The organism is Paenibacillus sp. 2TAB19 (assembly GCF_052115185.1).
Lineage (GTDB): Bacteria > Bacillota > Bacilli > Paenibacillales > Paenibacillaceae > Pristimantibacillus.
The window spans coordinates 20187-31618 of sequence record NZ_JBFRGE010000077.1 but is presented as its reverse complement, the minus strand read 5'-3'; the positions used below and the strand labels follow the sequence as shown (position 1 = coordinate 31618).

Annotated in this window: 7 protein-coding genes; all 7 read left to right on the top strand. The window is 48.2% G+C overall.

Features of this window, described 5'->3' with window-relative positions:
- Window positions 1-118 precede the first annotated feature (118 nt).
- The 7 genes from AB4Z33_RS25065 to AB4Z33_RS25035 all read left to right on the top strand — a co-directional run bounded on the left by AB4Z33_RS25065 (window position 119) and on the right by AB4Z33_RS25035 (window position 11431).
- Entirely contained in the window at window positions 119-2296 is a 2178-nt protein-coding gene (locus AB4Z33_RS25065) for an alpha-galactosidase (RefSeq protein ID WP_442052508.1), read from the top strand.
- 43 nt (window positions 2297-2339) lie between these two features.
- Window positions 2340-3317 carry a glycosyl hydrolase gene (locus AB4Z33_RS25060; RefSeq protein WP_442052507.1) on the top strand — a complete coding sequence of 326 codons (978 nt, stop codon included), beginning with the start codon at window positions 2340-2342 and terminating at the stop codon, window positions 3315-3317.
- A gap of 233 nt (window positions 3318-3550) precedes the next feature.
- Entirely contained in the window at window positions 3551-5320 is a 1770-nt protein-coding gene (locus AB4Z33_RS25055; RefSeq protein WP_442052506.1) for a histidine kinase, read from the top strand.
- Window positions 5295-6926 (top strand): response regulator, encoded by a 1632-nt coding sequence (locus tag AB4Z33_RS25050; protein ID WP_442052505.1) that lies wholly within the window; start codon window positions 5295-5297, stop codon window positions 6924-6926. Before AB4Z33_RS25055 ends, AB4Z33_RS25050 begins: the two co-directional genes overlap by 26 nt.
- Window positions 6927-6955: 29 nt before the next feature.
- On the top strand, window positions 6956-8611 hold the full coding sequence (locus AB4Z33_RS25045) for a hypothetical protein (protein ID WP_442052504.1): 1656 nt from the start codon (window positions 6956-6958) through the stop codon (window positions 8609-8611).
- Between the two features lie 140 nt (window positions 8612-8751).
- Window positions 8752-10440 (top strand): extracellular solute-binding protein, encoded by a 1689-nt coding sequence (locus tag AB4Z33_RS25040; protein WP_442052503.1) that lies wholly within the window; start codon window positions 8752-8754, stop codon window positions 10438-10440.
- Between the two features lie 85 nt (window positions 10441-10525).
- Entirely contained in the window at window positions 10526-11431 is a 906-nt protein-coding gene (locus AB4Z33_RS25035) for an ABC transporter permease (protein ID WP_442052509.1), read from the top strand.
- Window position 11432: the final 1 nt, after the last annotated feature.

The following is an 11432-nucleotide window of genomic DNA, read 5'->3' as shown; positions in this document are numbered from 1 at the left end:
TTATTCCTGTATAGTTGACATAGCATCTAGTAATCAGTGCCAAGCTTAAAACCATATTTTATTTGAGAACACATGAAAACATTTGCTCTGAATGGGCAGTGTTGAGAGGAGAAGTGTTATGGGCATCATTGTTCAAGAGAATACGGGGCTTTTTCATCTGCAGTCGGYCKGCATGAGTTATCTTATTCAAATTGTGGACGGTTATCCTATTCACGTATATTGGGGGGATAAACTGAAGCACCGGGAACCCATGGCGGATTTATTCATTCACACTCCAGAGAAGGCTGGATTGGATCGCTTATTCCAAGAATACCCTCAATACGGGAGCGGGGACTTTCGTAACCCGGCTTATCAAGTAGAGCTTGAGGATGGAACTCGAATTACGGAGCTAAAGTACGAAGGTTACAAGCTCATAAGGGGGAAACCTTCATTAGCTGGACTTCCAGCCGTTTATGTAGAGGATGAAACCGAAGCAGAAACTTTGGAGCTGGAGCTGAAGGATGCCTATTCGGGTCTAAAAGTTGTCCTTATCTATACCGTCTTCGCTGATCGGAATGTCATTATCCGTTCTGCACGCTTGAGCAATGAAGGGGGGAAGAAGCTTCGGCTTCTCCGTGCGCTAAGTGCAAGCGTAGACTTCATGGATAAAGGGGACTTAGAAATCATCTATCTTTCCGGAGCCTGGGCGCGAGAAGGCAATATAACCCGTAGAGCGCTTCATCAAGGCGAGACTCGAATCGATAGCAAGAGAGGCATGAGCAGCCATCAGTTAAACCCCTTTTCCGCGTTGGTCACTCCTGATACAACGGAAAACCATGGTGAAGCTTACGGCTTCAGCTTAGTATACAGCGGCGGATTCGAAGCGGCAGCTGAAGTGGATTCATTCGGCTCTACGCGAATGAGCATGGGAGTGAATTCCTTTGACTTCACATGGCTGCTAAATCCAAGCGATAGCTTCCAAACACCGGAAGTCGTTATGGTTTACTCTAAGCAAGGATTGGGCGAGATGTCGCGTACTTATCATCGCTTGTACCGGACAAGGCTATGCCGAGGGGGATATCGGGATAAAGAGCGGCCGATTCTAGTCAATAACTGGGAGGCTACTTATTTTAACTTCAATGCTGATAAGTTGTTAGCAATAGCGGAAGAGGGGTCGAAGCTAGGAATAGAGCTGTTCGTATTGGACGACGGCTGGTTCGGCAAGCGGGATTCCGATAATTCATCTCTTGGAGATTGGCACGAGGATCGCCGGAAGCTGCCGGACGGACTTGCGGATGTGGCGGAACGCATTAATCGGCTTGGGCTAGAATTCGGACTTTGGTTTGAACCCGAGATGATATCGCCGGACAGCGATCTTTACCGGGAGCATCCGGACTGGTGTCTTCATGTTCCCGGACGCAGGCGCAGCGAAGCAAGATGGCAGCTCGTGCTGGATTATACTCGAAAGGAAGTTYGAGATTACATTTACGACTCCCTTTCGGCGATCTTCTCCAGCGTGCCGGTCTCTTATGTGAAATGGGACATGAACCGTGCTCTAACTGAAATGGGTTCCGCTTCACTGCCCTCTGAACGTCAATCGGAGACGGCCCATCGCTATGTTCTAGGATTGTACGAGCTGTTGGAACGCATCACCACGGCATATCCGAATATTCTGTTTGAGAGCTGCTCAAGCGGTGGAGGCCGCTTCGATCCTGGAATGCTCTACTACATGCCTCAAACCTGGACAAGTGATAATACGGATGCTGTAGAACGGTTAAAGATACAATACGGTACGAGCCTTGTTTACCCAGTAAGTGCAATTGGAGCTCATGTCTCAGCCGTTCCTAACCATCAAGTTGGACGGATAACGCCACTTGATTTTCGAGGGAACGTCGCCATGTCCGGAAACTTTGGCTATGAGCTTGATCTAACCAAATTCAGCGATGAAGAAAAAGAGATCGTCAAAAACCAAGTCATGACCTACAAGCAAATTCGCGGATTAGTTCAAAAGGGCGACTTGTATCGCCTGAAGAGTCCATTTGAAGGGAACGAATCGGCTTGGATGTTTGTATCCGAAGACAAAGAGGAAGCCGTTGTGTACTATTTCCAAGTGATGGCCGTGCCGAATGCACCGCGAAGAGCCTTGCGGCTTGATGGGCTTAACCCGGAACTTGAATACGAAGTTTGGTCAGGTGACCATGGGGAAACGTCAAGCTATGGGGGAGACAGGCTCATGCAATTGGGACTGCGCCTTGCTTATCATCAGAAAGACTATGAAAGCGGATGGTTCAGACTTAAAGCAGTTAAGGCAGAGTAAGGCTTGACTCCTCTAAGCCTATCCAAAAAAGAGGAAGTGACCCATGGGAAATCCGAATATCGCTGCAATTGCACCTTGCAATCCGAATGCTTCCAACGAAGTAAAAGCAGTACTACAGTACTTAATCGGGATAGCTGGCAAAGCTATTATTACCGGACAACACACGCAAACCAATTCGCAACAGGAACTCCAGTACATCGAAAAGGTTACGGGGAAGCTTCCTGCGCTTTGCGGCTTTGAGCTGTTAAGTTATTCGCCGAATATTAATCATGAAAACAGCAGTGCTGAGTGCCTGCTTGAGATTGAAGAGAACCGAAATACGCTTGACCGGGCTTGGGAATGGGCAGAACGAAAAGGCTTGATCACCTTCACCTGGCATTGGTTCTCTCCTTTTGGAAGCTGGGATAAGGGATTCTATTCGAATCATACAACATTTGACGCCTCCAAGGCTGTAATAGAAGGAACGGAAGAGTATAAGGCGTTCATTTCCGATATGGATCATATGGCCGATATCCTGAAACCTTTTTGCGAGATTCGGATTCCGGTTCTATGGAGACCCTTCCATGAAGCCGAGGGGGAATGGTTCTGGTGGGGTCACAAAGGCCCGGAGGTTGCTAAGCAGTTGTACCGCATTATGTATGACCGATATACGCGCGTTCATGCTCTGAATAATCTGATCTGGGTCTGGAACTCACCTTTGGCGGAAGGATATGTAGGTGATGATGTAACTGACGTGATATCAAGAGACCTGTATCCTCCCAAGCATACGCATACGGATTTGCAGCCCGAATATGAGGAACTCGTGCGCATAACCTCAGAACCGAAGTTAGTTGCATTAGGAGAGATTGGGGTGCTGCCCAGTATAAATCAACTCTCGATAACTAGAATTCCGTGGGTTTGGTACATGATCTGGTCAAACGAATTTGGATCGACTGCAGAGTGGACTTCCGAGGAGGAACTACTCCAGGCGTACCATCATGAATATGCGATTACACTTGATAAGTTACCCGTATTGTATTAATCCGGTTTTTTACTGCAATCTTATTTAGCGTTTTGCTGAGTTTTGATCTCCCGTTTATAAATCGCCCTGCGCTTCCCTTTGAAGCGGAGGGCGATTTCATTTGTTTGCCCGTTATCTGGCCATATCATTTGCATCGGCAAAGTGAAAGAAGAGTCGGATTTGTCTCATTGTTATGCCTTTCAGCAGACGGGTATAATAAAATATTACCAACGCGTCTATGAAAGGGGACGGAAATGAAGCTTACGCATCGCTTATGGCAATCATCTATTTATAAACGTTTGTTTATTGCTTTCATTGCCGCAACGATTCCGATCTATATTCTTGCCGGGATATTATATAGTTGGGCATCCAGCCTGCTCAGGAAAGATATCGTGGACTCTGCCGAAACCCAGTCCGAGAACTATATAAGCGGGCTTAACGGGACACTGGACCGCTTTAATTCGCTCCAATATGACATGCTGAACGATACGTATCTGATCCAATTGGTCAATGCGTACGACATTCTTGAACCTTATCGCAAAATCGAATTGATTCATTTTTTACGGGCAAAGCTTGTGTCTATCCGGAATAGCAGCGACTTAATCGTAGACACGCGACTATATCTGTCAAACATCGGAATAGAAATTTCGGCTGTCGATGGATATGGGTTGATGAAGGAGGATGTGATTACTCCTGCGATGCTTAATGATCCCTATAACATTATTTCATATAACGATAGCCTGCTTATCGTCGCATACCCCCTTGAGAGCGAATATAAAGACACTCCTGAAATAATCGTTGAAATCGAACTGCGATCCAGCGAACTGAAGCGGGGGGCCCAAGCCGCATTAGAAAAAGAATTTACGGGTGCGCTCGTTCTTGGACTAGGCAGCAATGCCAATAATATAATTGCAGTTGCGGATGATAAGCTAGAGCAACCCATTAAGGAGCATTATAGAAAGCTCGTAAAGGTTGAGTCAGAATCATCCAACGAGCTGCCCCCCGCAGATTTGGATAAAGACTATATCTTCGTTCACTCGGATTTGACGGAGAGCCGTTTATATGTCGATCATTATTTGTACAAGCCTACGATGTTTCGGACGATATCCGAGTATATTCAATGGTTTTGGCTATTCTTCGGGGCTACCGTTATGATGGTTGCGCTTTATCTGTACTATATCAACAGAGTCATTAACAAACCGATGGTGAAGCTTGTTCGTGCTTTTAAAAGAGTGGAGGAAGGCAATTTCGAGCTTAATATTCGCCATGACAAGGACGACGAATTCGGATATTTGTATGAACGATTCAATGAAATGCTTATCAACATGAAGGTATCCATCGACGAGGTGTACAATCAGCAGATTCATCGGCAAAATGCGGAGCTAAAGCAACTCCAGTCACAGATCAACCCGCATTTTCTCTATAATTGCTTATTCAGTATTATCCGACTCATTAAGATGCAGAAAGACGAGGAAGCTGTACAGTTCACGAATCAGCTCGCCAAGTATTTTCAGTTCATCACACGCAATAAGAGAGATACGGTGCCGCTTGAGAATGAAGCTTCGCACGCTCGCAATTACGTAATGCTCCAGCTTGCAAGATTCTCGGATCGGGTGTCGGTCGAGTTTGGTGAAGTGCCGGACAGCCTCAAGCCATTATCGGTCCCCCGTCTCATTATCCAGCCATTGGTGGAAAATGCATTCGTGCACGGTTTAGAAAACGTGACCGAAGGCGGCATGCTCCGAGTAAGCTTTCTGGATGAATGGGAAAGAGCCGTCGTCGTTGTGGAGGATAATGGCGAAGACAGCGACAACGGTTTGGCGAAGCTGAATGCTCTTCTGACAGGAGACCAAGAAGCTCAKGAGATTACAGGGATTTTGAACGTTCATAAGAGACTTCAATACAGCTACGGTGCTGGAAGCGGGTTGCGGGCCAGCAGAAGCGAGCTTGGAGGCCTAAAAATAGAATTGATCATCGAACGGAAAGGTGCGATGGCAGATGTATCGGATGTTAATCGTGGATGACGAAAAGCTTCTGCTTGACGGTTTGCACGAGCTATTTCAGGAAAATGAAGGCCACCGGCTTGAACTGTACAAGGCATCCAGCGGACTGGAAGCGCTCAGGGCCATGTCGGAGAAGCGCATCGACATCTTACTGTCGGACATAAAGATGCCTAAGATGTCGGGCTTGGAGCTCGGTGATCGGGTCAAGCAAAGCTGGCCGGAGTGCAGGCTTATCTTTCTAACGGGCTTCGACGAATTTGATTATGTTCATCATGCGATCAAGAACGGCGCCGAAAACTATATACTGAAGTCCGAGGGGGACGAAGCGATTGTCGAGGCGGTTCGCAAGACGATAGCGGAGCTCGAAGAGCAGCAGAGGATGGACATGCTGATCAAGCAAGCACGCGAGATCCAGCGGCAGCAAGCGGGTCATCATCGCGCGCTGTTCATATCCGACCTGCTGGAGGGATTGCAGCCCAAGGAAGAGCTCACAGCGCATACGTTGGAGGGGCTCGGAATCCGACTTGCTATCGATCGGTCGCTCATCATGGCGGTTGCGAGGATGGATTTGGCCGCGACTTCGATAAGGCTTCCCGAAAAGGAGCTTTTGTTCACGGCCCTTCACTCCGTTTGCGTTCGTTTTTTGTCCACCTATGTAGATTATGCGGATGTTATTTACAATCGGGAGTATTATGTGCTGCTCATACAAGCTCGTGACAACGCCTTTCAAACGCAAGAGCGGCTTATAACCTTTCTTCAAGGTTCAATCGAAACGATACAGCAAACGGCCGAGAAATCTACGGGACACACATTCTCGTTCGCGCTTACGGATAAGTTCATAGAATGGGGCGACACCTCTAAACAGTTCACGATCCTCAAAGCGTTCTTGTCCCGTTGTTATGACGCGAAGCAAATTATTATAACGGACAGAAATCTGCCGTTCATGGCCAAGCAGGATGAGGAGGAAGTACGTGGATTCATCGAGGTGTTCCACAAACGAGCGAATGCGCTGGAAACGTACATCGAATCCGGGCGAAAGGACGAAGTGCAGTCGATTCTATCGGAACTCAGCTCCTATGCAGAGTGGGAGGCCATCGACGAGATGAGGTATATGGAAATGTATTGCGCGGTTGCGCTGCGGCTTCTGACGGCAGCCAACAAATTCGGATTGGACCGCGACTCAGCCGTTGCTCCTCATATTGCTAAGCTCCTCCAGCCTGCGATCTTTCACTCGCGTAAGGAAAGCATAGCAACGCTTGAGCACCTCGTTAATTTATTCGATCATTATCATGCGGCGCAGTCTTCCAAAATGCGGGGAGACGTGCTGGGGAAAATCATTTATTATATCGAAACCCATTTGGATGGCGACCTCTCCATAACGAACCTGGCGGAGCAGGTATACCTGAATCCGGATTATTTATCTAGAATGTTCAAGCAATCAAAGGGTATTACGATATCCGATTATATCGCCGCTTTGAAGATTCAAAGAGCCAAAGAAATGCTTTCTGAGCCGCAAAGACTCGTGCAGGATATTGCCAAAGCGCTTGGCTTCACGTCAGCCGGTTATTTCAGCCGCTTCTTCAAGAAGGAAACGGGGCAGACACCGCAGGAATTTCGGACAGCATGAGGAGGGAAACGGCTTTGAGGGGGATGAAAATGGCACGACGAAGCATGAAGGCTGCCTCCATACTTCTTGCGACATGCATACTGGCCTCATGCGCCGGCCAGACGGGCGATTCCGGCGTGGCGGGAGTCCAGGTAAGCGTTCCGCCTGATGGTCGCGGAAGTGTGGTGATGACGACCGGAGTCGGGATCGGAGACGTCATGTCGGACTTTACCGAAGAGAAGTGGGAGGATAGCGTATGGTTACGCGCTTATCGGGACGAATTGGGCATTGATATGAAGGCTGCTTGGTATGCGAAGGGAAAGGAAGCGATCACGCAAAAGGTGAGCGTTGCGATCGCGTCGGGCAAAATTCCTGATTTGTTGGCCGTTAACAGCGAACAATTATCTGCGATCTCGAGAACCAACTTGTATACCGATCTGACGAGCGTATATGATACCTTTGCGACACCGCTGACCAAATCGATTCTGAATGAGGACGACAAGCGTTCGCTGGCATCCGCTACGTTTGACGGAAAGCTTATAGCGATTCCAGGGCTTAACTCCGCTATTGACGGAGCTTCCTTCATGTGGATTCGCCAAGATTGGCTGGACAAGCTCGGGTTGAAGGTGCCGGAAACGGCAAGCGAGCTGGAAGAGGTCATGAGAGCTTTTGAGGACCGAGATCCGGATGGCAACGGCAAGGCAGATACGATCGGTCTCGTCCTGAGCAAAGATTTTTTGAATCAAGGCTTGGCTGAAGCTATCGGTTTGTTTAACGCTTTTGACGCTTATCCGAAAATTTGGGTCAAAGACAAAGGCGGAAATCTAGCATACGGAAGCGTTCAGCCTGAAGTGAAAGATGCGCTTGCCTTTTTGAGCCGCATGTATAAGGAAGGAATTATTGAGACCGATTTTGCGGCAATGGACACACCTGCGGCAGCAGAGCTTGCAGCAAGCGGAAGAGGGGGCGTCGTATTCGGCGCGATGTGGAACGGCATGTATCCGCTGCAAGGAACGAAAGATCGATTCAAGGATTCCGACTGGAGAGCATACCCTATCGTGTCCAAGAATGAACAGCCCGCTCATCCGCAAATCAAGCTGAATGTGGAGCAATATTTCGTCGTTCGAAGCGGCTACGAGCATCCGGAAGCTTTGATCAAGCTGATAAACTTTTGGACGGAGCTGAACTACGGCGATGCGGGGAGAGAGAGGTACGATCGATTTCTTGGTCTGCCTCCGGCTCCCGGCCATCATTATGCAGTAGTCAAAGTGTGGAAATCGAATAAAAACCTGCAAGCTTATTTGGATATTAAAGATGCTCTCGAGACGGGAGTGCTGTCCAAGCTGAATGCCGAGGAAAAGGGCTACTATGACAATATTCTCAAATACAGCGCCGGCGACGATTCCTTTGCCCAATACGAGAAAGTATTTGGCAGGACGGGCTCCTACGCCGTCATGAACGATTATGTACAACGTGATTTGTTCAAAATGGACGAGTTTTACGGCGCTTCTACGGAAGCGATGAGGTCTCGATTGCTGACGATTGATCAAATGATTTCCGAATATTACACGAAAGTGATTATGGGGACAGAGTCTATTGACCAATTCGATGCTTTCGCAGCCAAGCTTGGCCAAATCGGACTTGATGAAATAACGAAGGAAGTTAATGAATGGAAAGAAACAGACCGTGCAATGTTCTCCAAATGAAAGATATGGAGAGCTGCACGGTCTGTTTCTTTAATGAAGTCGGTAGAGTGCAAGGATTCTCGGAATTGTGAAATCGTTTTCTTCCCCTTCGGACGATAAGCTTATTATGTAAGTAATTAAGAATGACAGGGGGAGCAAGCATGACAAATAACAAAAAGAAAGTAATGACCTCGGCGGCGGCAACGCTTCTGAGCATATCGCTTCTGGCCGGGTGCAGCTCTAATGGCGGCAACAATGCACCTAACAACGAAGGTGGCAATAATGGCGCGAATGCAGCGACCGAAGCGCCGATTGATCCGATGGCCAAGTTCGATCCGCCTATTGAATTGACAGTTGGCGTTGCAATCGGAGATCCCATCGCCGATGAGTTTACCGAAGAAAAATGGGAAAACAGCGAATGGATTAAAGCCTATAAAGAAGAGCTAGGCATTATCATTAAGCCTCTATGGTATACGAAGGGTGGAGACGCTGCGAAGCAGAAGATGAGCGTAGCCATTGCTTCGGGCGATATTCCCGATCTGATCGGCGTCAGTCAAGAGCAGCTGGCATCCTTGTCCAAAACGAATCTATATGCGGATTTAACGGACGTATACGAGAAATTTTCGACACCATTGACGAAGCAGATTATTACGGAGGAAGGCAATACGGCGCTCGAATCGGCAACCTTCGGAGGCAAGCTGATTGCGATTCCAGGAACGAACTCCGCGATCGACGGGGCGTCCTTCCTGTGGGCTAGGCAGGATTGGCTCGATAAGCTGAGTCTTCCGGTTCCGAAGACGACGGACGAGCTGTACACGGCAATGAAAGCTATTGTAGAGCAGGATCCTGACGGCAACGGCAAGAAGGATACGGTCGGCCTCATGCTGAACAAGGATTTCCTAGCTCCCGGCGTCGCCGAAGCGCTCGGCCTATTCAATGCATTCGATGCTTACCCGAAAGCGTGGGTTCGCGGCGCGGATGGCAAGCTCGTATACGGCAGTGCGCAACCGGAAGTAAAGGACGCCCTTGCGTATTTAAACAAATTATACAAAGAAGGCTTGATCGAGAAGGACTTCGGAGCCAAGGATTCGGGCAAAGCAGCGGAGTTGGCTGCATCTGGACTTGTTGGCTTCAACTTCGGCGCGATGTGGAACGGCATGTACCCGATGCAGCAAACGAAGGACAATTTCCCGGATTCGAACTGGCTGGCTTATCCGATCGTGTCCAAGGATGATAAACCCGCTAATCCTCAGATCAAGCTGAACGTGGAAAGCTACTTTGTGATGCGCAGTGGCTATGAGCATCCTGAAGCGATTATGAAGCTAATCAATTTCTGGACGGAGCTGAACTACGGCGATACAACGCAAGAGGAGTTCGATAAGTTCTTGGGACCGGCGCCTGCTCCAGGGCACCACTATGCGGTCGCAAAGGCTTGGAAGGCACAGAAAAACTTGCAAGCCCACCTGAAGGTGACGGAGGCATTCAAGACTGGCGATGCGTCTAAGCTGAATGCCGAGGAGAAAGGCTATTACGATAACATTCAAAAATACAAAGACGGCGACAACGCCAATGCGCAATTCGAGAAGGTATTCGGTGAAACAGGTTCCTTCAGGTACATGAACGAGTATGTGAACAATAACCTGTTCAAGATGGACGAGTTTTACGGCGCTTCAACGGACGCTATGAAAAATCGCTTGAAGACGATCGAGCAAGCCGTTATCGAATACTACACGAAAGTTATTATGGGCTCTGACTCCATCGATAACTTCGATAAATTCGTCAGCCAGCTGAACAAGCTCGGACTTGAAGACGTAACGAAGGAAGTTAATGATTGGGACGCTGCTAAGTAATCGTTAATGAATTGAAAAAAAGAAGAGAAGGAGGGACCTCAGTCGTCCCTCCTTCTATACGGATGGAGCGTGCATGTCGATGGAGATGAAAGGGACCCGCAAACGTCGGTTTTCTACTGGAGCTTATCATATGATGCTGCTGCCGGCGGTCATCCTAGTGCTTATTTACAGCTATGGGCCGATCGTTGGCATCGTCATCGCTTTTCAAGATTTTATTCCTTCAAACGGTTGGTTCGGCTCGGAGTGGATCGGCTTTGACAACTTTAAGTACGTATTCGGCATGCCGGATACGCTGCAGGTGATTGGCAATACGCTATTAATCTCATTTATGAAAATGGTCGTCGGAATCGTGTTCCCTCTAGGTCTGGCCATATTGCTTAACGAAGTGAAAAGCGCAATGTTTAAAAGAACCGTTCAAACAGTCGTCTACATGCCTTATTTTATTTCGTGGATTATTTTATCCGGCATTCTAATCGATATCTTGTCGCCTTCGGGAGGCATCATCAACAATCTATTGCAATTTCTAGGTTTCGAACCGATTTACTTCCTCGGAAGCGGCCCTTGGTTCCGCTTTGTCATCGTCGCTTCGCATATCTGGAAGGAGCTCGGCTTCGATACGATCGTATATTTGGCCGCTATACTTAGCATCGATAAATCGTTGTATGAAGCTGCCGCGCTAGACGGTGCGGGGCATATGAAGCAAATGTGGCATATCACGCTTYCAGGCATGAGACCTATAATTGTGCTGCTCAGCGTTCTAAGTCTTGGAAATATTTTGAATGCGGGCTTCGACCAAGTATTCAATTTATATAGTCCTCAAGTCTACTCCAGCGCGGATATTCTGGATACGTACGTATTCCGGATCGGCATGGAGCAAATGCAATACGGCGTAGCGACCGCTGTCGGCTTGTTCAAGTCGTTCGTATCCTTCGTCTTTATTTGCACATCCTACTTGCTCGCTTACAGGCTCGCCAACTACAGGATTTTCTAAG